This is a genomic window from Kitasatospora sp. NPDC101183, assembly GCF_044767945.1.
GTDB lineage: Bacteria > Actinomycetota > Actinomycetes > Streptomycetales > Streptomycetaceae > Kitasatospora.
The window spans coordinates 165,701-186,988 of sequence record NZ_JBIWOW010000006.1 but is presented as its reverse complement, the minus strand read 5'-3'; the positions used below and the strand labels follow the sequence as shown (position 1 = coordinate 186,988).

General features: G+C 74.2%; 25 protein-coding genes. 13 read left to right on the top strand and 12 right to left on the bottom strand.

Annotated features, from left to right (window positions below):
- Window positions 1–48 precede the first annotated feature (48 nt).
- Together ACIRRS_RS10095 and ACIRRS_RS10090 are read right to left on the bottom strand one after the other, a co-directional pair.
- Window positions 49–765, bottom strand: coding sequence for an HAD family hydrolase (locus ACIRRS_RS10095; protein ID WP_402967460.1), 717 nt, complete (start codon window positions 763–765; stop codon window positions 49–51).
- Window positions 762–1,061 carry a YciI family protein gene (locus ACIRRS_RS10090; protein ID WP_402967457.1) on the bottom strand — a complete coding sequence of 100 codons (300 nt, stop codon included), beginning with the start codon at window positions 1,059–1,061 and terminating at the stop codon, window positions 762–764. The genes ACIRRS_RS10095 and ACIRRS_RS10090 overlap by 4 nt, the downstream gene beginning before the upstream one ends.
- A 281-nt stretch (window positions 1,062–1,342) precedes the next feature.
- Here ACIRRS_RS10090 and ACIRRS_RS10085 point away from each other — a divergent pair, with 281 nt between their 5' ends.
- Together ACIRRS_RS10085 and ACIRRS_RS10080 are read left to right on the top strand one after the other, a co-directional pair.
- Window positions 1,343–1,708 (top strand): hypothetical protein, encoded by a 366-nt coding sequence (locus tag ACIRRS_RS10085; RefSeq protein WP_402967454.1) that lies wholly within the window; start codon window positions 1,343–1,345, stop codon window positions 1,706–1,708.
- Window positions 1,709–1,772: 64 nt separating this feature from the next.
- The gene (locus ACIRRS_RS10080) at window positions 1,773–3,278 is read left to right on the top strand and encodes an FAD-binding protein (protein WP_402967451.1); all 1,506 of its coding nucleotides are present in this window, start codon (window positions 1,773–1,775) and stop codon (window positions 3,276–3,278) included.
- 58 nt (window positions 3,279–3,336) lie between these two features.
- On the opposite strand, the gene ACIRRS_RS10075 is transcribed toward ACIRRS_RS10080, so the two are convergent.
- Together ACIRRS_RS10075 and ACIRRS_RS10070 are read right to left on the bottom strand one after the other, a co-directional pair.
- Window positions 3,337–3,759 carry a GNAT family N-acetyltransferase gene (locus tag ACIRRS_RS10075; protein WP_402967448.1) on the bottom strand — a complete coding sequence of 141 codons (423 nt, stop codon included), beginning with the start codon at window positions 3,757–3,759 and terminating at the stop codon, window positions 3,337–3,339.
- Between the two features lie 3 nt (window positions 3,760–3,762).
- Window positions 3,763–4,200, bottom strand: a complete 438-nt coding sequence (locus tag ACIRRS_RS10070; RefSeq protein WP_402967445.1) for a GNAT family N-acetyltransferase — start codon at window positions 4,198–4,200, stop codon at window positions 3,763–3,765.
- Between the two features lie 175 nt (window positions 4,201–4,375).
- Between ACIRRS_RS10070 and ACIRRS_RS10065 the strand changes: the two genes are divergently transcribed.
- Window positions 4,376–4,726 carry a transcriptional regulator gene (locus ACIRRS_RS10065; protein ID WP_402967442.1) on the top strand — a complete coding sequence of 117 codons (351 nt, stop codon included), beginning with the start codon at window positions 4,376–4,378 and terminating at the stop codon, window positions 4,724–4,726.
- 85 nt (window positions 4,727–4,811) lie between these two features.
- On the opposite strand, the gene ACIRRS_RS10060 is transcribed toward ACIRRS_RS10065, so the two are convergent.
- Complete coding sequence (locus tag ACIRRS_RS10060; RefSeq protein WP_402967439.1) at window positions 4,812–5,456, bottom strand: NADPH-dependent F420 reductase; 645 nt, start codon at window positions 5,454–5,456, stop codon at window positions 4,812–4,814.
- 81 nt (window positions 5,457–5,537) lie between these two features.
- Here ACIRRS_RS10060 and ACIRRS_RS10055 point away from each other — a divergent pair, with 81 nt between their 5' ends.
- The gene (locus tag ACIRRS_RS10055) at window positions 5,538–5,900 is read left to right on the top strand and encodes a winged helix-turn-helix transcriptional regulator (RefSeq protein ID WP_402967436.1); all 363 of its coding nucleotides are present in this window, start codon (window positions 5,538–5,540) and stop codon (window positions 5,898–5,900) included.
- Here ACIRRS_RS10055 and ACIRRS_RS10050 read toward each other — a convergent pair whose 3' ends face one another.
- Complete coding sequence (locus ACIRRS_RS10050; protein ID WP_402967433.1) at window positions 5,901–6,875, bottom strand: helix-turn-helix domain-containing protein; 975 nt, start codon at window positions 6,873–6,875, stop codon at window positions 5,901–5,903.
- Window positions 6,876–6,965: 90 nt separating this feature from the next.
- On the opposite strand from ACIRRS_RS10050, the gene ACIRRS_RS10045 reads away from it, so the two are divergent.
- From ACIRRS_RS10045 to ACIRRS_RS10025, 5 genes are all read left to right on the top strand, one after another.
- Window positions 6,966–8,174, top strand: coding sequence for an MFS transporter (locus tag ACIRRS_RS10045; protein ID WP_402967430.1), 1,209 nt, complete (start codon window positions 6,966–6,968; stop codon window positions 8,172–8,174).
- A gap of 10 nt (window positions 8,175–8,184) precedes the next feature.
- Entirely contained in the window at window positions 8,185–8,685 is a 501-nt protein-coding gene (gene tpx, locus ACIRRS_RS10040) for a thiol peroxidase (RefSeq protein WP_402967427.1), read from the top strand.
- A 162-nt stretch (window positions 8,686–8,847) separates the two neighbouring features.
- A complete protein-coding gene (locus ACIRRS_RS10035) occupies window positions 8,848–9,333 on the top strand; it encodes a hypothetical protein (protein WP_402967424.1) in 486 nt (161 codons plus the stop codon).
- 46 nt (window positions 9,334–9,379) lie between these two features.
- Entirely contained in the window at window positions 9,380–10,033 is a 654-nt protein-coding gene (locus ACIRRS_RS10030) for a hypothetical protein (protein WP_402967422.1), read from the top strand.
- Window positions 10,034–10,063: 30 nt separating this feature from the next.
- On the top strand, window positions 10,064–10,702 hold the full coding sequence (locus tag ACIRRS_RS10025; protein ID WP_402967419.1) for a hypothetical protein: 639 nt from the start codon (window positions 10,064–10,066) through the stop codon (window positions 10,700–10,702).
- Window positions 10,703–10,718: 16 nt separating this feature from the next.
- Here the strand turns inward: ACIRRS_RS10025 and ACIRRS_RS10020 are convergent, their stop codons facing one another.
- Both ACIRRS_RS10020 and ACIRRS_RS10015 read right to left on the bottom strand, forming a co-directional pair.
- A complete protein-coding gene (locus tag ACIRRS_RS10020) occupies window positions 10,719–12,314 on the bottom strand; it encodes a carboxylesterase/lipase family protein (protein ID WP_402967416.1) in 1,596 nt (531 codons plus the stop codon).
- Window positions 12,315–12,500: 186 nt separating this feature from the next.
- Entirely contained in the window at window positions 12,501–12,857 is a 357-nt protein-coding gene (locus tag ACIRRS_RS10015) for a hypothetical protein (protein WP_402967973.1), read from the bottom strand.
- Window positions 12,858–13,133: 276 nt separating this feature from the next.
- On the opposite strand from ACIRRS_RS10015, the gene ACIRRS_RS10010 reads away from it, so the two are divergent.
- The gene (locus ACIRRS_RS10010) at window positions 13,134–13,466 is read left to right on the top strand and encodes a DUF6234 family protein (protein WP_402967413.1); all 333 of its coding nucleotides are present in this window, start codon (window positions 13,134–13,136) and stop codon (window positions 13,464–13,466) included.
- Between the two features lie 50 nt (window positions 13,467–13,516).
- Here the strand turns inward: ACIRRS_RS10010 and ACIRRS_RS10005 are convergent, their stop codons facing one another.
- Window positions 13,517–14,065: a DUF1772 domain-containing protein gene (locus ACIRRS_RS10005; protein ID WP_402967410.1), complete on the bottom strand. Its 549-nt coding sequence runs from the start codon at window positions 14,063–14,065 to the stop codon at window positions 13,517–13,519.
- Between the two features lie 40 nt (window positions 14,066–14,105).
- On the bottom strand, window positions 14,106–14,939 hold the full coding sequence (locus tag ACIRRS_RS10000; RefSeq protein ID WP_402967407.1) for an NmrA family transcriptional regulator: 834 nt from the start codon (window positions 14,937–14,939) through the stop codon (window positions 14,106–14,108).
- 371 nt (window positions 14,940–15,310) lie between these two features.
- Here ACIRRS_RS10000 and ACIRRS_RS09995 point away from each other — a divergent pair, with 371 nt between their 5' ends.
- Together ACIRRS_RS09995 and ACIRRS_RS09990 are read left to right on the top strand one after the other, a co-directional pair.
- Window positions 15,311–15,724, top strand: coding sequence for a hypothetical protein (locus ACIRRS_RS09995; protein ID WP_402967404.1), 414 nt, complete (start codon window positions 15,311–15,313; stop codon window positions 15,722–15,724).
- 146 nt (window positions 15,725–15,870) lie between these two features.
- Complete coding sequence (locus ACIRRS_RS09990) at window positions 15,871–17,373, top strand: MFS transporter (protein ID WP_402967401.1); 1,503 nt, start codon at window positions 15,871–15,873, stop codon at window positions 17,371–17,373.
- A 45-nt stretch (window positions 17,374–17,418) separates the two neighbouring features.
- Here ACIRRS_RS09990 and ACIRRS_RS09985 read toward each other — a convergent pair whose 3' ends face one another.
- Window positions 17,419–19,053, bottom strand: coding sequence for an alpha/beta hydrolase (locus tag ACIRRS_RS09985; RefSeq protein ID WP_402967398.1), 1,635 nt, complete (start codon window positions 19,051–19,053; stop codon window positions 17,419–17,421).
- A gap of 231 nt (window positions 19,054–19,284) precedes the next feature.
- Between ACIRRS_RS09985 and ACIRRS_RS09980 the strand changes: the two genes are divergently transcribed.
- A complete protein-coding gene (locus ACIRRS_RS09980; protein WP_402967395.1) occupies window positions 19,285–20,442 on the top strand; it encodes a Rieske 2Fe-2S domain-containing protein in 1,158 nt (385 codons plus the stop codon).
- Window positions 20,443–20,494: 52 nt separating this feature from the next.
- On the opposite strand, the gene ACIRRS_RS09975 is transcribed toward ACIRRS_RS09980, so the two are convergent.
- Entirely contained in the window at window positions 20,495–21,031 is a 537-nt protein-coding gene (locus ACIRRS_RS09975; protein ID WP_402967392.1) for an NUDIX hydrolase family protein, read from the bottom strand.
- Between the last annotated feature and the right edge of the window lie 257 nt (window positions 21,032–21,288).

Here is a 21,288-nt window from a genome sequence, read left to right as displayed (position 1 = left end):
CTTCTAACGCGGTGGGGGCGGGATCCCGTCGCGCCCGGCCCGGAAGGCCTAGAGGTGGAGCAGCAGTTCGTCGAGCCCGCGCAGCACCTGCACGCCGGGGACGGCCGGGCCGCCGCGGCCCGTGCGGTCGAGCCAGAAGGCCGTCAGCCCGGCGTCGCGGGCGCCGATGCCGTCCACGTCGTGCCGGTCACCGACGTAGGCGACCTCGGACGGGGCGAGGCCGAGTGCGGCGCAGCCGGCGTGGAAGATGGCCGGGGCGGGCTTGGCCTGCCCGAACTCGTCGGAGCAGAGCAGCACTTCGTCCGGGAAGTGGTGCAGCAGGCCGATGACGGCGAGCTTCTCGCGCTGGTGCCCCAGCGAGGAGTTGGAGACGACGCCGAGGCGACGGCCCGGGGTGAGGGCCGCGAGGACGGGGGCGGCGTCGGGGAAGGCGGCGCGGGCCGCGTCGCGGTGGGCGACGTAGCCGGCGAACCAGGCGGCGGCCTGTTCGTCGGTGAGCGCGGAGCCGCCCTCGCCGAGGTGGTCGAGGAACTCCCGTGCGCGGGCGCGCTGTTGGCCGGTGAAGGTGAGCTCGCCGGTCAGGAAGCGCGCGTACTGGGCCTCCATGACCTCGCGCCACAGGCCCACGGCCGCGTCGGCGTCCGGGAACCGGCCGAGCAGGCCGCGCTCGCCCAGGTGGGCGAGCAGGCCTGCGCGGTCGGAGCCGGAGTAGTCGTAGAGGGTGTCGTCGACGTCGAAGAGCACGCCCCTGATCGGCAGGCTCACGCGGGCAGTTGCTGGCGGAAGCCGTCCAGGACGGGCGCGGTGGTGGTGGCGATGAACTCCGTGACGCGGTACTCGGCCACGCCGGCGAGGAGGAAGGGGTCGGTGGCCGCCAGGGCCTCGATCGCGGCCCGGTCCTCGCCGACCGCGAGGATGATCCCGCCCTCGCGGGGCACCTTGCGCCCGGCGGCGAGGAAGGTGCCGTCCTCGATGTGGCGGCGCACCCAGGCGACGTGCTCGGTGAGCCCGGCGTCGATCCGGTCCAGTTCGGCGGTGTAGGACAGCTCCAGGATGAACATGGGGCCCCACCCTAGCCTCGCCCGCCGGCGCCCTCCCCGGTCGGGTGTCCCCCGCAGCGTGTCAGGTCCGATCCTGCCAGCTCGGAGGGGGTTTCCGGTAGGACGTAGCGCACCCTGTTCCTCCCTTGTCCGGGCATGCCCGCGGCCCGCAGACTCGTCCGCATCCACTCCTTCGGCCTTCGCGCCGTCGCCCGCCCGGGGCGGCGTGCGCGCACGCCGTGCTGCCCGGATCCGGGCGGCGGGGGTGGGGATCGACGGACGACACGAAGGGGGCCCATCGGATGCGGGTGCACAAGGACCTGGTGCTGAAGGCGCGGATGCGGCTGATGAGCCACGACGGACGGGTGCTGCGCGGCGAGGAGGGTCTGCGGGTCTACCGGACGCTGTTCCCGCTCGCGCCGCGGGTGTACGGCTCGCGCCTGGCGTACGTCCTGATCGAGGTGAGCCGCCGGCCCGCCTTCGCCGCCCTGCCCGAGCGGCGGCGGGCCCTGCTCACCGAGGCGGTGGCGGCGGCCCGGGCGCTGGACGAGGAGCAGCCGTACCGCGCGAAGATGCTGGAGCGCGCGCTGGGTGACCTGGCGCTCCTGGACTCCACCGCCGCGACACCGGCGGTTCAGCCGGGACAGGAAGGGGGTGCCGGGCAGTAGGTGAACGGACCGTCCCTGCGGTACTACATTGCTCATTTGACGCACGATCGGAGAATCCCCTGATATGAGCAGCACAGGACTGTCCCGCCGCGACCTCCTCGCCCGAGCCGGCGCCGGAGCCGCCGCCGCGCTCGTCGTCGGCTGGAACACCACCACCCGCGCCTGGGCCGACGCCCCCGGCCCGCAGGTCGAGCAGCTGCCCGCCCTGGACGGCGCCGTCACCCTCGTGAGCGGCGAACTCGACCGCTTCTCCTCGGACTTCGGGCACATCGTCCGGCAGTCCCCGCGCGCCGTGCTGCGCCCGGGCTCGGTACGCGACGTCCAGCGGGTCGTCGCCTTCGCGCAGCGCCACCGCATCGCAGTCGCCGTCAACGGCCAGAGCGGGGACGCGGCCAAGCTCGGCACGGCCGGGCTGGAGTCGCACTCCAGCTACGGGCAGGCCAACCCGCGCGGCGGCATCGCGATCGACGCCCGCGGCCTGTCGCGGATCGTCTCGGTGCGGCCCGGGCGGGCCGTCGTCGAGGCGGGCGCGACCTGGGCGCAGCTGACCGACGCCGCGCTGGCGACCGGCTGGGCGCCGCCCTGCCTGACGGACTACCTGCACCTGTCGATCGGCGGCACGCTCAGCGTCGGCGGCATCGGCGGCGGCGTGCGGCACCACGGCCTGCAGACCGACACCGTCGAGTCCGTCCAGGTGGTCACCGGCACGGGCGAGCTGGTCGAGGCCTCGCGCGAGCGCCACCGGGACCTCTTCGAGGCCGTCCTGGCGGGCGTCGGCCAGGCGGGCGTGATCGTGCGCGTCACCCTCCGGCTCGTCCCGGCGCGGGCCCGCGCCCATGTGTTCAGCCTCTACTACGACGACCTGGCCACCTACCTGGCCGACCAGCAGAGGGTCCTCGCGGACGGCCGCTTCGACCTCCAGGCGGGCGAGGCGCTGCACCCGGCGGACGGCGGGCACTGGCGCTACAAGGCGGAGCTGGTCGCCCACGGCGACGAGGGCGAGCCGGTGGACCGGGAGGCGCTGCTGGCCGGGCTGAACCCGGTGGCGGCGGAGACGACGGTCGTCGAGCAGAGCTGGCGCGAGTACGCGTTCCGGGTGGACGGCTTCGCCGAGTACCTGCGCGCGGCCGGGTTCTGGAACCTGCCCAAGCCCTGGCTGAGCCTGTTCCTGCCCGCCTCCGCCACGCCGGAGTTCATGGCGGCGGCGCAGGCCGAGCTCGGCCCGGCGGACCTGGGCGCGGGCATCCTGCTGTTCTACCCGTACGCCCGCGAGCCGATCTCCACCCCGCTGGCCGTCCTGCCGGACTCCCCGGTCGGCTGGCACTTCGACCTGCTCGCCTTCCCCGGCCCGGGCGCGGACGTCCAGGCGGCGCTGCGGCGCAACCGCCGCCTGCACGACCTGGCCGTGCGCCTCGGCGGCAAGCGCTACCCGATCGGCGCGGTGCCGGACCTGACGGAGGCGGACTGGCGGCGGCACTACGGCGCGCTGTGGGGGCGGGTCCAGCGGGCGAAGCGGCGCTTCGACCCGGCGGGCGTCCTCACGCCGGGTCAGGGCGTGCACGCGTCCTGACCGGTACGGGCCGGGGTCGCTCCTCGCGGGCGGCCCCGGCCCGTCGTCCGGACCCGACTCAGACCAGGCGGTGCATGCCGATCGAGTGCGGCGCGGTGGGCACGAAGCCGTGCCGGGCGTAGAGCTTGTCCGCCGGGCCGTCCGCGATGAGCGAGACGTACGCGCCGGGCACCGCCCGCTCCTCCAGGGCCCCGACCAGCGCGGCCATGATGCGCCCGCCGAGGCCGCGGCCCTGGTGCTCGGGCAGGACGCACACGTCGGCGACCTGGTAGACCGTCCCACCGTCGCCGACGACGCGGCCCATGCCGACCACGCCCGCCTCGGGGTGGTGGACGGTCACGCCGTGCCAGGTGTTGGTGAGGCCGGCGGCGACGGCCTCGGCGGGGCGGTCGGTCATCCCGGCGCCGGTGCGCAGGCCTCGGAACGTGGCCACGTCGGGGACGCCCACCCGGATCTCGTAAGGGTCACTACTCGCACTCATGACTTACATGCTAGTCGTGAACCGATAGACCGTCGACTCCCGGGGGCGGAAGCCCGCCCGCTCGTACAGCCGGTTCGCGGCCTCCCGGGAGGGCCGGGAGGTCAGGTCGACCGTCCGCGCCCCGGCCGCCTCCGCCAGGCGCACCGCCTCGGCCGTCAGCGCGGCGCCCACGCCGTGGCCGCGCGCCGAACCGTCCACGACGACGTCCTCGATCCGTGCCCGGACGCCGGAGGGCAGCGGGAACACCACCAGCGTCAGCACGCCGACGACCGCCCCGCCGAGCCGAGCCGTCAGGACGGTGTTCGCCTCCGCGTCCACCACCCGGGCCACCGCCGCCGCGTCCAGGCCTCCGGCCGAACTCGAGAGCTGCGGCAGCAGACCGGCGAACGCCGCCACCACCTCGTCCGTCACCTCGCGGACGACCTCCACGTCAACACTCATGGGGCCGGACCCTACCTCCCCCGCCTCCCCCGTCCGAACAAGATGTTGCGGAGGTGTTGCGGTCCACGTGGCCGAGGGGCCCGGCGTAGTAGCGTCGGGCGTGCAAGTCAGGGACGCGACAGGGATCTTGACAGCCAACCGGACGGGGGTCGACAGGTGGGAAGGGGTGGTGGGTGTGGCACGGGCACGCGCGACGGCGCGGGTGATCAAGCACCCCGGCGTGGAGGACGTCAACGTCCAGCAGGTACTGGAGGCGCTCGCCGACCCGGCCCGGCGCACCGTGGTGCGCACGCTCGCGCACTCGACCACGCACCTCAGCTGCGGCTCCTTCGACCTGCCGGTCGGCCGCTCGACCAGCAGCCACCACTTCACCGTGCTGCGTGAGGCCGGGCTGCTGCGGCAGTACTACATCGGCACCACCAAGATGAACGCCCTGCGAACGGAGGAGCTGGAGGTCCGCTTCCCCGGGCTCCTCAACGCCGTCATCTCCGCCGCCGACAACGAGGCTGCCTCCAAGGGGGGTTGACGCCCTCAGCCCCTCAGCCTCTTGACCTCTTGACCTCTTGACCTCTTGACCTCTTGACCTCTTGACCTCTCGGCCCCTCGGCCCCTCAGCCCCGAGGGCCCGCGTGGTCCGGCGGCGGGGCGATGGCCTGGGCGTCGGCCCCCTCGCCGACCCAGAGGCCGATGAGGAGGGCGGCCGTGGCCTCCAGCAGACGGGCGCGGGCGAGCGGCCCCGCGCCCAGGGGAAGGCAGCCGAGGTCCCCGACGAGGCGACGGGCCGTGGCGAGGGCCCGTTCGTCGTCGCCGCAGAGCGGGACGGCGAGCGGGCGGCCGTCGAAGACGGGCGGGCGCAGCCGCCAGACGCTCTCGTGGCAGAGGTTGAACGCCTTCACCACGTGCGCGCCCGGGGCGGCGGCCGCGATCCGCTCCGCGACGGACGGGCCGGTGCCGGTGGCGAGGGTGAAGCCGGGGCCGACGGCGTTGGCCGGGTCCAGCACGGTGCGGCCCGCCAGCTCCCGCGCGTGCTCGGCCGCCAACTCCTCGGCGGCGCCGTACGGGACGGCGAGCAGGACGGCGCCGTCGCCGTGGTGCACCGCCTCCCGTACCGTCCCGGAGCGGGCCCCGATGCGCGCGGCCGTCGCGGCGGCCCGTCCCGCGTCCCGGCCGCCGACGAGCACGTCGTGCCCGGCGCTCGCCCACTGGCCGCCCAGGGCGGTGGCCATGCCGCCGTTGCCGATGATGCCGATCCTCATGGTCGCGCTCAACTCCCTTGTGCCGGTGTGCCTATGGGCCTCGCATGGAACGTACGGCGCCGCTGGTGCACCATTCGGTGCATGAGCGCTCACCAGGGCTTCCTCGCCGACTGCCCCGCCCGCCTGGCCTTCGACCTGCTCGGCCACACCTGGGACCCGGTGGTGCTCTGGGCACTGCGCCACCACCCGTACCGCCCCTGGGAGTTGCGCCGGTCGATCGGCGGGATCAGCCCCAAGGCCCTCACCGACACGCTCAACCGGCTGCGCCGGGCGGGCCTGCTGGCACGCACGTCCCGCCCCGGGGTGCCTCCGCACGTCGAGTACGCGCTGACGGAGCTCGGCCGCAGTCTCCTCGGCCCTCTGGAGGCGCTCGGCGCCTGGGCCGACGAGCGCGGCGGCGAGGTCGCCCGGGCCTGGGAGGACAGTGAGCGGCCCGCCCCCTGATCACCCCTGCGCGGCGAGGAGGACGCGGCCGGCCTCGGTGTGGACGTACAGCACGGCCCGGCCCGCGCGGCGGCGGGCGACCAGGCGGGCCTCGCGCAGGACGCGCAGGTGGCGGCCGACCGAGCCGAGGGGCAGGCCGGTGAGGGCGACCAGCTGCGTGGTGCTCCTGGGCTCCGCCAGCCGCGTCAGGACGGCGGCCCGGCCGGGGCCCAGCAGGGCGGCGAGCGGTCCGGCGGGCTCCCCCGGCGGCTCCGCCAGCTCGCCCGCGCACGGGTAGACCACGCCGTAGCCGCGCGGCCCGAGCGCCGGGCCCGGCTCGTCCCAGCACAGCCAGCTCTGGCCGGTGGTCACCGGGACGAACACCAGCCGCGCGCCCGCGAGTCGGCGCTCCCCCGCGTCCCCGGTGGTGATCTGCAGCCGGTCCCCGCCCAGCCAGCGCATCCCCGGGCGGGTGCCCTCCAGGGCCGCCGCCCAGCCGGCGTGCCCCGCACGGGCCGCGCGGGCGAGGATGTCCGCCTCCAGGACGCGCCGCCGCCGGGGCCAGTCCGGGGCCACCGTCTCCTCCCACACCCAGGCCAGCAGCCGCACCGCGCACCCAGCCACGTCCCCCTCCGCGAGGACGGGCGGCAGCGGGCCGCGCAGGCAGCGCGCGAGGTCGGCCCGCGCCGCCTCCGGGGCGGTGGCCCGGACGGCAGCCAACTCCCCTTCGAAGGAGGGTGCTTCGCCCGGAACGGGCGTCAGGAAGGTCGCGTTCCAGGCTCCCCCGAGCGCCGCCGGGACCAGCGCCGCCGCCGTCGGATCGTCCGCCAGCCGGGCCCGGTAGGCGCCGAGCCGCTCCTCCAGCCAGCGCCGCCGCCCCGGGTGCGCGGCGGCGGGCCGGTGCAGGGTCTTCAGCGCCGCCAGCGTCTCGGCCAGCGGGGAGACGACGAAACGCGCCCCGGCCAGGGTGTCCGCGTCCACCTGCCACCAGCCCATGACACCCTCCCCGTCACCCTCCCCGTACGGTCTTTCGCGCCCGCGCGAAAACCTAACGCCCCCGCCGCCACGGCGCACACACTGCCCGCCATGCCCTCCACCTACCGGGAGCTCGCACGGCACCGCGGGTTCGCCGCGCTGTTCGCCTCCTCCACCGCCCACACCGCCGCCCAGACCCTCGCCTCCCTCGCCCTCGGCGTCCTGGTGTACGGGCGCAGCGGCTCGCCCCTGCTCTCCTCCCTCGCCGCCTTCGGCCCGGCGCTCGCCCACCTGCTGGGCGCCGCCACCGTCCTGGCCGGCGCGGACCGCCTGCCGCCGCGCGGCGCGCTGACCGCCCTGGGCCTCGTCTCGGCCCTCGCCACCGCCGTCCAGGCGCTGCCGGGCCTGCCGCTGTGGGCGCTGTTCGCCCCGCTGCTGCCGCTCGGGCTCGCCGGCTGCCTCGCCGGGGGCGTGCGCCACGGGCTGCTCGACGAACTCCTCGGCCGGGACGGCTACCTGCTGGGCCGCTCCGTCCTCAACGCCTCGACGGGCGTCGTGCAGATCGCCGCCTTCGCCGCCGGGGCCGCCCTGACCGCCGCGCTCACCCCGGCCGGCGCCCTGCTGCTGGCCGCCGCCTGCCACCTGCTCGCCGCCGCGACCGCCCGTACGGGACTGGCCCGCCGCCCGGCCCGCCGCGCCGGGGCGGCGACCCCGGCCGCGAGCTGGTCCGCGACGGCCCGGCTCTGGTCCGACCCCGGGCGGCGGCGGGTGTACCTGGCGCTCTGGGTGCCGAACGGGCTGATCGTCGGCGCCGAGTCCCTGTTCGTCCCGTACGACCCGGCACACGCGGGCCTGCTGCTCGCCGCCTCGGCCGCCGGGATGCTCGCCGGTGACGCGGCCGCGGCCCGGCTCCTGCCCGCCCGGCTGCGCGGGCGCCTGGCCATACCGCTGTGCGCCCTGCTGGCCGCGCCGTACCTCGCGTTCGGCCTGCGCCCGCCGCTGCCCGTCGCGTCGGCGCTGGCCGCCGTCGCGGCGCTCGGGTACGGCAGCGGCCTGCTGCTCCAGCAGCAGTTGCTCGACCGTACGCCCGGCGACCTCACGGGCCATGCGCTGGGCCTGCACACCAGCGGGATGCTCGCCGTCCAGGGCCTCGCGGCGACGGCGGCCGGGGCCGCCGCCCAAGTCACCTCCCCCGGCACCGCGATGACGCTCACGGCCGCCGCCTCCCTCACCGTCACCGCCCTGCTGTGGCCCCGGCGGGGCCGGGCGGGCAGTAGGATCGACCGCGCTTACACAATTTGTCATCCGCACCTCTGGTAGGAGGCTTTTCATGGCTCAGGTCACGCTGAAGGGGAACCCGGTCCAGGTCGGCGGCGAGCTGCCCGTCACCGGCAGCCAGGCCCCGGCGTTCACGCTGGTCGGCGAGGGTCTCGCGGACGCCTCGCTCAAGGACTTCGCGGGCAGCCGCAAGGTCCTGAACATCTTCCCGAGCATCGACACCCCCACCTGCGCGACCTCGGTGCGCACCTTCAACGCGAAGGCCTCCGCGCTGGAGAACACCGTCGTGCTGTGCATCTCCGCCGACCTGCCGTTCGCGCAGGCCCGCTTCTGCGGCTCCGAGGGCCTCGACAACGTCAAGACCCTCTCCACCCTGCGCGGCCGCGACTTCCACGGCTCCTACGGCGTCGACATCGCCGACGGCCCGCTGGCCGGCCTGACCGCCCGCGCTGTGGTCGTCCTCGACGAGAACGACACCGTGCTGCACACCGAGCTGGTCGCCGAGATCGCCGACGAGCCGAACTACGAGGCCGCCCTCGCCTCGCTCAACTGATCGCACCCCGGTCGACACCGGGGCGGTGTACGGCGGCTGCCGTACACCGCCCCGGTGCGTTCCGGGCTTTCCCCCTGGCGGTGCGGCGCCCTAGTCTTGGCGCCGCTCGTACGGGCTCGTACAAGCTCGTAGAAGATCGACACCTTGCAGGGGGAGACAACCATGGCCTCGACGATCGCGGTGCACGCGGAGCCGCCGAAGTTCGGGCGGCGGGGGACGTTCAGGGTCGTGGTCGACGACGTCCTGGCGGGGCAGGTCAAGCAGGGCGAGACGCTGCGCGTCCCCGTACCGGCGGGCGCCCACACCGTCCGGGTGACGGCGAAGGACCGCGTCCGCTCCAACACCCTCACCGTCCAGGCCGTCGAGGGGCTCGAACACGTCGTGGCCGCCCGTGGCACCGGGCTGCACATCGCCCTCGCGCTGCTGGTCGGCGTCTCCGTGGCTGCGGTTCCGTGGGGCGGGCTCGTGGCCGCGCTGGTCGTCGCCGCGGTCCTCTACGCCGTCCCCGGCCTCCTCTTCCGCGTCCACCCGGTGGCCGTTCCCCAGCCCTGGAGCGCCCCGGTGCCCGAGCAGCCCCAGGCCGGCGGCCTGTGGTGGGAGTCCGACCCGGCCCTCGCGAAGCGCTACCGCAAGGACGGCACCGCCTGACCGGGCGCCCACGGCGGCGCCGGCGGCGGCTGGCAGGATGACGATCATGAGCCGGATCATCAACTACCGCATCTCCGGGAGGGCCAAGCTCCTCCCCTACCTCGGGGCCGCCGACGGCCTGACGCCCGACCAGCGGCGCGTCCACGGCATGATGCTGGACCGCGCCCGCCGCGAGCAGGCCGAACTCGACTGTCAGGGCGTCGACTTGGGTCTGACCGTCCCGGCCGCGCTGGAGCAGCTGACGGCCGGCCGGGCGGACTCGACGGCGCGGTACGCGGGCGGCGCGTACACCCGGGCGCTGCAGTGCATGATCGCCTGCACCTCCTCGGACCCGAACGACCTCGGCGTCTACTCCCGGCCCTCGACGTTCTTCTCCCTCCTCGACGAGGAGCTCACCCGCGCCGGGGTGGACCCCGAACTCCTCTTCCACGCACGGCTGTTCTCCGGACCGCCGGACGAGATACCGTTCCCCCTGCCGCATCCGGGCGACGGCCCGTACATCGGCATGTTCCCGCTGGCGCTCGCCGGGAGGGCCGCCGAGGCCTACCGCGCGGCGCTGGATCTGGTCGGGGAGGGATTCCGCCACGACCTGCGCGAGCTGGCCGAGTTGCTGGAGTTCGCGCACCGGGGATGGGAGCCCTCGACGGGGAACGCCGACCGGTACGGGCACGACACGATCTACTTCTTCACCCTCGGCTGATCGACCGAACCCACCTCCGGAGAGGGGCACATGAGGAAGCCGGGCCACCTGGTGCGGCGACTGCCGTACGGCCTCCTCGCGCTGGTGGGGCTCGGCCTCGTGGTGCTCTCCTTCCTCCGCTACGGAGCCCTGCACGAGGAGGACATCGCCTTCCGCTCCGCGCCGGTCTGCGGCACGCCCGCCGCCACCCGACACCCGGACTGTGTACGGCTGGAGAGCGGCTGGGTGGTGCGGAAGCGGGAGGACCACGACGACCACGAGGTCACCGTGGGCCGCGAGGGCACCGAGGACCGGGACTACCAGGTCGATTCACCGCTCTACGAGGCGCTGAGCGACAACTCCACCCTGGAGCTGCGGCTCTGGCACGGCCGGGTGGTCTCGCTCGCCTTCCAGGGTCACAACTCCGAGCCCATGAACACCCCGTGGCTCTCCATGCTCTGGGTCGGCCTGCTCGCGGGCGTGGGCACGGCGGCGCTCGTCACGGGCCTGAGCGGGCCCGACGAGGCCGAGTGGGTGATCCCGGCCGCCCTCGCCACCCTGTTCTCGGCCGCCGTCTGGTTCCGCGGCTCGCTCATCCTGACCGAGCGCCGGCCCGACTGGGCCACCTACGGCGAGCCCGCCGTGGTCTGGCTGCTGGTCGTGGCCTTTCTCCTCTACCTCACGGCGTGAGCCGGTGCGCCCGGACCTACGGCCGGGCGTCCCAGGCTGCGAAGTCGTACGCGTCCCAGAGTGCGCGCTCGTCCTCGTGCGGCGCGTACCGCACCGTCGGGTCCAGGTCCCAGATCCGGGTGGCCCGGCTCTGCGCCGAGTACTGCGGCCAGCCGGGCGCGGCGGAGCGGGCGAAGGAGGTCCAGGCGTCCATCATCCGCCCGGAGAGGGCGGTGAGGGCGGGGCGCTGCTCGGCGACGGTCTGCGCGCCGCGCGGGTAGGCGTCCAGGGCCAGGGTGCCGAAGACGAAGGGCAGTTCGAGGGTGTGCATGGCGCCGAGGTTCTGCGCGGCCGGCAGGCCGGGCACGTACGGGACGTGCCAGTCGAACTGGTAGACGTAGGTGGGCCGCCACCGTGACTGGGCCTCGGCCAGGCGCAGGCTGGGCACCCGTTCGGTCTGATCGGTGAGCATCGCGTTGACGACCCGGCCCTCGGGCAGCCCGGGGCGGTTCGCGGCGTAGCGGTCGTACATCTCCTGCTTGCGCGGCGCGAGGACGGGCGGGATCGCGCGGTAGGCGCTCAGCGGGAGGTCGAGCACCCGGGGGTCGAAGAGCGCCCAGTAGTCCGTCTCGTTCTCGGTGCTGCCGGTCATGACGTCGACGTGCCGGGCGCTGCCCGCCGCGACCCGCTCGAAGACGGGGCCGGGGACGAGCGCGCCGTCGATGTACGGGCCGAAGAAGACGGCGGCGGCCGGGCCGGCGAGGCTGCCCTGGGCGCGCTGCTGGAGTTCGAGGACCTGCCGGGTGGTCAGGCGGTCGAGGTCGGCGACGCTGTGGATGCCGCCGGTGGCGAGGACGTGGTCGGCGGTGGCGCGGGCCGAGGCGGCGGTGTGGACGAGGTAGCCGGGGCCGCTCTGCACGACGGCGCGGCGGAAGAGGCGCTCGGGGTGGTCGCCGGCGAGCAGCGCGCTGATCGAGACGGCGCCGGCGGACTGGCCGAAGACGGTGACCTGGCCGGGGTCGCCGCCGAAGGAGGCGATGTGGCGGCGCACCCAGGCGAGGCCGGCGACCTCGTCGCGCAGGCCGTTGTTGCCGGAGCCGGCGTAGGCGGGGTCGAGCCCGCCGAGTTCCGTCCAGCCGAGGACGCCGAGGCGGTAGTCGAGGTTGACGACGACCACGTCGCCGCGTTCGGCGAGCCGCCCGCCGTCGAAGTCCGGCTGGCCGGCGGCGCCGAGTTCGTCGGCGCCGCCGTGCAGGTAGACCATGACGGGCTTGGGGCGACCCCGACTCGCTTGCGGCGCCCAGACGTTGAGGTAGAGGCAGTCCTCGACTCCGGGCCCGCCGACGGTGAGGTCCTGCGGGCAGCCGGGCTTCACGGCGGTGGCGGCGAGGGTGCCGCGCCAGGGGGCGGCGGGCTGCGGCGGGCGGAAGCGCCGCTCGCCGGTCGGCGGCGCCGCGTACGGGACGCCGAGGTAGGCGCAGCGGCCGCCCTGGCCCACGCCCTGCAGCCGGCCGAGGGAGGTCGTCGTGCGGCAGCCGTGCGTGGGCGCCGCCGCCTCGGCGGGGAGCGCCGGAAGGGCCGCCAGGAGCAGGCCCGCCGCCGCTGTGGCCGCCCACCGTGTGAGTGTGTGCACCGTGCCCGCTCCCGTCCGCCGTTTCGTCGACCCTGGCGTCCAGGGTGCTCGCGTACGGGGCGCGGTGTCACCGCCGTCCGGGTGGATCCGGGCGTCTCCACCCCCGGGTGGAGACGTGCGCCTGTCCGGGCCCTCGAACCAGGTTCACATGCGAACAGGGGCCAACGGCCCGCCCGTGCAGCGGATTCAGCGCGGCCGGCGCTGCTCGGCGGCGGTCGACGCGTGGCGGCGCAGTGGGGCGAGTTCGCGTCCCAGGGTGCGGACGTCCCGGGCGATGCGGGTGGCGATCTCGGCGTGGTCGGTGCCCTCCGGCAGCAGGCGGGACCAGGAGCGGGACTTGGCCGGACCGTCGTGCACCATGTGGAAGTTGAGCCTCACCACCCCGGCCACGTCGACCAGGCTCACCAGCACCCGGGTGTCGGCGAGGTCGATGGTGACCTCGTTCCCGATGCACGAGCACGCCACCAGACCGTCGATGTCCTGCTCGGCCAGGTGCCTGGCCAACGGGACGGCCCTGCCCCGGACCAGAATCGGACGCTCCACCAGTCCCACGGGACCCGCCTCCTCTACCAGCTACGACGACCCTCCCGGCCTCGGCGCGTTGCGCGCCGTGACGGACCGAGCACGCCCATGCTCCACCACACCCCTCCCGGGCGCCAAGTCCACGTCTCGGTAAGTGAATTGGGCGAAGGCACCGGCCCGGCGCACCGGCGCACACCGAGGCGCACCCACCACCGGGGGCGGACGGGCGGGGTTCGGACGCGATCTGAGTACTCCTACTCAGGCGCCCCGGCCCTCCGACCTGCCAGGCTCTGGCACATGCCAGGAACCGGCCCTCCCACCGCCCGCGAGGTGCGCCGCCCGGCGCGGCGCTCCGGGCCTCCGGCGGCCTTCGACCTCGCGGTGGGCGTCCTGCTGATGGTCACCCTGGCGCTGGTGTACGTCGGCCGGATGTTCAGCAGTTCTGCACCGGAGGCCGCCCGGCGCACCGCCTCGCAGGTGGCCCACGCTCACCTGGAGTTCACCTGGGGCCTGCTGCTCGCGGTGCTCTGCCTCGCCGGGCTGGCCGCCCTGGTGCGCGCCCGCTGGACGGCGGTGCTGCACCTGGTGGCGGCCGGCGTGCTGCTGGCCTCCTCGCTGCTCCAGGCCTGACGCCTGGGCGGGTGCGTCTCCGCGTCTCCGCGTCCTCCGCGTCCTCCGCGTCAGCGGGTGGCGCGGCCGTGCAGGACGAGCGCCCGGGCGAGGGCGCCCAGACCGGCCGTGCACAGGGCCGTGCGCAGCATGTTGGTGGCGACCCACGTCCCGGCGAACTTCTCGCGGACGGCGGCGAGGTCGTGGATGCCCGCCGGGTCGCCGGCCGCCGCGAGGTCGTTGTTCAGCGGGACGTTGACGCCCATCGTCACGACCAGCGCCAGCACGTACAGCGCCGTCGCCGCGCCCGCCCACAGTGCCACCCGCCGACGCCCGGCCCGGTGCTGCAGCCAGGCCGCCGCCCCGGTGGCCACGAACGCCCCGACGAAGACCAGGCCGAACACCCCGTTCTCGATCGACCTGTTGATGTGCTGCATCGCCGTCACGTACGTCCGGTCGTCCCCCACCGCCAGCCCCGGCATCACCGACACGTCGAACGCGAAGAACAGCCCCGCCATCAACCCCATCGCGATCGTCGACCCCACCAGCACCGGCCCCGCCACCCGACCTCCGGACTCGGTGTGGGTCGCCTCGTGGTGCGGCATCGTGTTCGTGCGCATGTCCGGGCCCTCTCTCGTGTCAGCTCTCGTGTCAGCGGGCTCAGGCGTTCCAGACGCCCGTGGCGGCGGCCTCGCGGGCGTAGTCCGCGAAGTCCCTCGGCTTGCGGCCCAGGGCGCGCCGGACCCCGTCCCCGAGGGAGGCGTTGCGGCCGTCGAGGATCGTCGAGAAGAGGTCGGCGAAGTCCCCGGGCAGGCCCTCCGCCTCCAGGACGGCGCGGTACTCCTCGACCTCCACCGGCACGAACCGGATGTCCCGTCCGGTGGCGCGCGCCAACTCGCCGACGGCCTCGGCGAAGGAGAGCAGGCGCGGGCCGGTCAGCTCGTACACCTCGCCGGCGTGGCCGGGCTCGGTCAGGGCCGCCACGGCGACGTCGGCGATGTCCTCGGCGTCGACGAACGGCTCGACGGCGTCGCCGACCGGCAGGGCGACCTCGCCCGCGAGCACCGGGTCGAGGAAGAAGGACTCGTCGAAGTTCTGGTTGAACCAGGCGCAGCGCACGACGGTCCACGCGGGCACGCCGGACTCCATCACGGCCCGCTCCCCCGCCTCGGCGGCCTCCTCGCCGCGCCCGGAGAGCAGGACCAGCCGCCGGACGCCGCGTTCGGCGGCCAGCCGGGAGAAGGCCCGCACCTGCTCGACCGCGCCGGGCACGGCGAGGTCCGGGTGGTACGTCACGTACGCGGCGGCGACGCCGTCGAGCGCGGCCCCCCAGGTGGTCCCGTCCTGCCAGTCGAAGGGCACCTCGGCGTGGCGCGAGCCGACCCGCACCTCGTAGCCGCTCGCCAGCAGCCGGGCGGCGACGCGGCGCCCGGTCTTGCCCGTGCCGCCGATCACCAGCACCGCGCCCGCTTCGGTCGACAGCACACCGTTCATGGCCATAACGATCGTCCTCGTTTCGATAGGTCGGATCTTGATAGGTCGTCGGGGAGGGCGAAGAGGTCCGCTCTCCGGAGCGTCCGCCCGGGCTCCTCGTCCTGGTCTCCATCGAAGCGTCCGCCGCTCCCCCGGGCCATGGCCGCTGCGCTCAGCTCCATGCGCGAGCGTCTACGCCGCGCGCCCGGCGCTGTATTCCCCACCACAGCACACCGCGCCGACCGGCCGGAATCGGCCTCGACCGCCTCTCGACTCCGCCTCGACCGGGTCGGCGGACTTGCCTACCGGGCGCCCCGGGGCCTACGTTTTGAACGCATTCAATTTGAATGCGTTCAAAACTGCTTCAACGCTCCGCTCCGAGGGGGAACACCATGGGAAGACGGCAGATCGCACCGCCCGCCGGGGAGTCCCGGCTGATCGTCCTGCTGGCCGTCCTGAGCTGCGTGCCGGTCGTCGTGAAGTCGCACACCGGCTACGCCCCTCCGCACGCGGCCTACGTGATCATCGAGATCGCGGTCGGCTTCCTCGCCACGCTGCCGCTGCTCATGCCGAGCTCGGCGGAGTTCCGCGCCGTCACCCTGACCTGCGGCTGGCTGATCCTCGGCGGCGAGATCCTCGTATCCGCACCGTTCCTCCTGCTGCCGCTGGTCATCTTCGTGCCGGCCCTCCCCGCCGGCGTCCTGCTGCTGATCGCCGCGAGGCGCGACGCCCCGATCACCCGACTGGCGATCGCCGCGGGGATCACCGCGGTCCCCTACGTCTGGCTGTTCAGCTGGATCGCCTGACGCCCGGGCGAGCGCCCCACGCGCCCCCTGGCGATGATGGTCCGGCGACGGACCGAGGGCGCCCCCGACCAGGGGCGCCCGCCCCGGGGGCGGACGAGGGGGCGAGCGGGGCGGCGTGCAGGGGGCGAGCGAAGGAAGGCCCCGACATGACCGATCCCGCGAAACCCTCCCCGTCATCCCAACGGCGGCACGCGCTCCCGCCCGGCACGGTCGCGACCGACGTCCCCACCCGGCTGGACCGGCTGCCGTGGTCCCGCTGGCACTGGCGCATCGTCATCGGCCTGGGCACCGTCTGGATCCTGGACGGCCTGGAGGTGACGATCGTCGGCAACATGGCGGGCCGCCTCGCCCAGGACGGCAGCGGCATCAGCATCACCACCGCCCAGGTGACCACCGTCGCGGCGGCCGTGTACGTGGCCGGGGCCTGCACCGGCGCCCTGTTCTTCGGCTGGCTGACGGACCGGCTGGGCCGCAAGAAGCTGTTCATGGTGACGCTCGCCGTCTACCTCGCCGCGACGGCCGTCACCGCCCTCTCCTGGACGGCCTGGTTCTTCTTCCTCTGCCGCTTCTTCACCGGCTTCGGGATCGGCGGCGAGTACGCGGCCATCAACTCGGCGATCGACGAGCTGATCCCGGCCCGGCTGCGCGGCCGGATCGACCTGATCATCAACGGCAGCTTCTGGATCGGCGCGGGCCTGGGCGCCTTCGCCTCGATCGCCCTGCTGAACACCTCGCTGTTCGCCACCGACGTCGGCTGGCGGCTGGCCTTCGCGATCGGCGTGGTGCTGGGCCTGGTGATCCTGCTGGTGCGCCGCCACGTGCCGGAGAGCCCCCGCTGGCTGTTCACCCACGGGCGGGCGGCCGAGGCCGAACGGGTGGTGGAGGAGGCGGAGCGGGCCGTCGAACGGGAGACCGGCCACCGGCTGCCGCCGCCCGAGGGGCCGCCGCTGCTGATCCGCGAACGGGAACCGATCGGCTTCGCGACGATCGTTCGCACGGTGATCGTCCGCTACCCGCGCCGCACCGTGCTGGGCCTCGCCCTGTTCGTCGGCCAGGCGTTCCTCTACAACTCCGTCACCTTCGGCTACGCCACCATCCTCACCACCTACTTCGCCGTCCCCGAGGGCGAGACCGGCTACTACTTCGCGGTGATCGCGGTCGGCAACTTCCTCGGCCCGCTGCTGCTGGGCCACCTCTTCGACTCCGTCGGCCGCAAGCCGATGATCGCCGGCACCTACCTCGGCTCGGGCCTGCTGCTGTTCGGGACCGCCGCGCTCTTCCAGCGCGGCGCGCTCTCCGCCACCACCATGACGGCCTGCTGGACGGCGGTGCTGTTCCTCGCCTCGGCCGGTGCCAGCGCCGCCTACCTGACGGTCAGCGAGATCTTCCCGCTGGAGACCAGGGCGATGTGCATCGCCTTCTTCTACGCGGTGGGCACGGCCGTCGGCGGCATCAGCGGCCCGCTGCTGTTCAACGGCCTGGTGAGCAGCGGCGAGGTCTCCGACACCACCCTGGCCTTCTGCGTCGGCGCCGCGCTGATGGCGGTGGCCGGCCTGGTGGAGGCCGCGATCGGGGTGAAGGCCGAGCGGCGCGGCCTGGAGTCCCTGGCCGCGCCGCTCAGTGCCGTCAGACCGTCGGCGCGGGACTGATCACTGCGGGACTGATCCCCTCAGGACCGATCACCGCAGGACCGATCACCGCAGGACGCCGCGGACGGCCTCCGGGTCGGTGGGCGCGAGGCGCGCCGCGCCGGACTCGGCCGTGAGCGACTTGGCGGCGGCCGGCGGCGGGGTCACGTACACCGGCGCCGGGTCCGCCTCGGGCGCGCAGGTCTTGGCGATGCGCCCCTTGCCGTCCGGCAGGCTGCCGTCGCGCAGGTAGGCGGTGAAGGTGTCGTCCAGACAGGCGTTGCCGTGGAAGAGGATCTCGTGGAAGCTGCCGCCGTTCTGGACGACCAGCTTGGAGCCCGGCAGCGCGTCGTGCATGGCGAGCCCGCCCTCGTACGGGGTGGCGGCGTCCTCGGTGGCCTGGAAGAGCAGCACCGGCGGCAGGCCCTTGCCGGTGATCTTCAGGCGCCCGGCCTGGTTGCCCTGGTAGGGCCAGAACATGCAGGCGGCGTTGTACCACATGTTGTTATACGTGTAGAAGGGCGCGACGGCGTCGACCTTCGCCTGGTCCTTCTTCCAGAACTCCCAGTCGCGCGGCCAGGCGTTCTCGGTGCACTGCGCGGCGTTGTACGCCGGGAAGGCGCCGTCGTCGGCGCCCGGGGCGGCGTACCGGTTGTACGCGATGGAGAGCGGCCGGGTGTCGTGCTGGGTGACGTAGGCGGAGAGCACCGTCGCCATGCGGGGCCAGCGCAGGAAGTTGTAGCCGCCGCCGTAGAAGGTGTCCTCGAACTCGGCCGGGCCGATCTTGCCGGGGGCCGGCGCGGCCGCGACCGGGTCCTTGCGCAGGGCGTCCTCGACCTGGGCGTAGGCCTTCTTCACCGAGGCGGCGTCGGTGCCCAGGTGGTAGACGGAGTCGGCCTTGGCGGCCCAGTCCGCGAAGGCGTCGAAGCGGCGCTGGTGCTCCTTGTCCTGAAGGATGTTGTGGTCGTACCAGCTGATGGTCGGGCCGACGATGCTGTCCAGGACCATCCGGCGCACGTGCGAGGGGAAGAGCTGGCCGTAGGTGGAGCCCAGCGTGGTGCCCCAGGAGCCGCCGTAGAAGTTGATCTTCTGGACGCCGAGGGCGCGGCGGATGCTGTCCATGTCGCGGGCGTTGTCGACGGTGGTCATGTGCGGCAGCAGCCAGGACCAGTCGGCCGCGCAGTCGGCGGCGTACCCGGCGGCCTTCTTGAGCCAGGCCTTCGCGGTGCCCTGGCTCAGCTGGTAGTCGGGGCGCTCGCCGTCGAAGTAGTGGGCGTCGCAGATGACATGGGGGTCGCTGCCGTTGGTTCCGCGCGGGTCGAAGCCGATCCAGTCGTAGGTGGAGGCGACGTCCTTGGGGATCTGGCCGGAGATGTACGCGGGCATCCAGAGCCCGGAGTCGCCGGGGCCGCCCGGGTTCAGCAGGATCGGGCCCTGCTGCTTGTCCTTGGGCGCGGTGGCGGGCAGGCGGTTGAGCTTGATGCTGATCTTGCGGCCGCGGGGGTCCCGGTAGTCGACCGGCACCTCCAGCATCGCGCACTGCAGCGCGGGGGTGGTGGCGTCGTTGCAGGAGGTCCAGGCGAGACGCCCCTGGCCGGTGTCCTCCGGGGCGGCGGCGTCGGGGTCGGCGGCGGAGGCGGAGGTCACGCCGAAGGTGGCGACGGCGGCCGCGGCCGCCAGCAGGGCGATGGCTTTTCTCATGGGGAGCATGATGTGACATGTGCAATGGCACATCTAGAGGGCCGGTCGGACTTTACGAAGACTTGACCCGGTCAGCCTCTCGGCACCCTGATGGATCATCAGACTTCTCGCCCGCCCGGGATGTTGGCCCCCGATCCGCTCGCCGCCCGTGGCTAGCATCGGAACCGCATTCCGTTCGCGCGCTAATCGCCTGGGACGGGCGGCGGCGGACAGGCCCTGACAGGAGAGTTCATGCACGTGTCCCACCCCCACGTCCACCCCGTCAGCGACACCCCGACCCCCGCCGACCGCGCCCTGCCGCAGGGCCTGCCCTACCCGGACGGCTGGGCCGCGCTCGCCTTCTCCGCCGAACTGCCGCCCGGCAAGGTCCTCACCCGCCAACTCGCCGGGGAGGACGTGGTCCTGTACCGCACCCGCGGCGGCCGGCTGCGCGCGATCCGCCCGTACTGCCCGCACCTCGGGGCCCACCTCGGCCTCGCCTCGCTCGACGGCGAGGAACTCGTCTGCCCCTTCCACAAGTTCGCCTTCGCCCCCGACGGGCAGTGCGTGCGCACCGGCTACGACACCCCGCCGCCCCGCGCCGCCCTCACCCACCTGACCGTGCGCGAGGTCAACGAGGCCGTCTTCGTCTGGCGCCACCACGACGGCCGCGAACCCGACTGGGAGATCCCCTCCTGGCACCTGCTCGACGACCAGCCGCTGCGCCACGCCGCCTGGGAGATGCCCGGCTACGCGCAGGACGTCATGGAGAACTCCGTCGACCTCGGCCACTTCGTCACCCTGCACGGCTGGCCCCAGGGCGAGTTGGCCGCCCCCGTCGAGTTCGACGGCCACCGCTTCCGGGTCTCGATGCGCGTCCAGGAGACCTTCCCGCTCATCGGCCTGCGCCAGGTCGACGTCGAGGTCCACGGCTACGGCCTCAGCTGCCTGCACACCGACGTGCGCACGCCCTCGCTCGGCATCGAGATCTGCTCCCTCGTGATGGCCACCCAGGTCAGCCCCACCCGCATGCAGCTGCGCCAGGCCAGCCGGTTCACGCTCGCCGAGCCGCGCAGCCTGCCGCCGGCCGTCGCCCGGGCGCTCAGCCGGACGGTCACCACGCTGCTCGCGGGCCCGATGTTCAAGCGCAACTGCGAGTTCACCGCCGCCGACTTCCCGATCTGGTCCACCAAGAAGTACCTGACGCCGCCCAAGCTCGCCGCCGGCGACGGGCCCATCGGCGCCCTGCGGCACTGGGCCCGCCGGTTCTACCCGCCGGACCAGCTCGGCCGGGCCGTCGAGCCCGAGGCTGCCGAGCCCGAGGGCACCGAACCCGGGACTGCCGGGCCCGAGGCCGCCGGGACGACGGCGACGGCGACAACGGCGGAACGCGAACCGGCGCGCCCCTGAGGCCCGTACGGCAGGAGGGAGCCCCGGCCCGCGGGCCGGGGCTCCTCCCGCGTCAGGTCGGGCAGCCGATGTGCGCGAGCGCCCGCTTGAGCAACGCGCCCTGCCCGCCCGGCATGTCCTGCAGCACCAGCTCCGAGGCCGCCTCCTGCGGGCTGAACCAGACGAGGTCCAGCGCGTCCTGCCGCGGCCGGCAGTCCCCCGACACCGGGACGACGTAGGCGAGCGACACCGCGTGCTGGCGCGGGTCGTGGAACTCGGTGATGCCGAGCGTCGGGAAGTACTCGGCGACGGTGAACGGCTGCAGCGAAGCCGGGATGCGCGGCAGCGCGACCGGCCCGAGGTCCTTCTCCAGGTGCCGCAACAGCGCGTCCCTGATCCGCTCGTGGTGCAGCACCCGCCCCGACACCAGCGTGCGGGTGACCGTCCCGTCGGGACCGATCCGCAGCAGCAGCCCGATCTCCGTCACCTCCCCCGTGTCGTCGACGCGGACCGGCACGGCCTCGACGTACAGGATCGGCATCTTGGCCCGCGTGGTCTCCAGCTCCTCGGGGGCCAGCCAACCGGGCGTGGTTTCCGTCAAGTCAGACATCCGCCGATCGTACGGTCCCGAGCGGCCTCTCCGCCCCTCCCCCCGCCGCACTTCCGAAACAAGTGGCCCACGGACCCCACCCCTTGGGCCCATTCGACGGTCGACGACGACCTGCCCGGAGGCGGGGGGGCTGCTCCGGGCCGGCCGGAGCCGCGGCGGCCCCGGGGCGGCACGCCCGCGAGGAAATCCCTTGCTGAAAGTTGCCGAATGACTTTGCAGGAACCCTTGACGACCCGTGGGAGCGACCGGGATTGTCT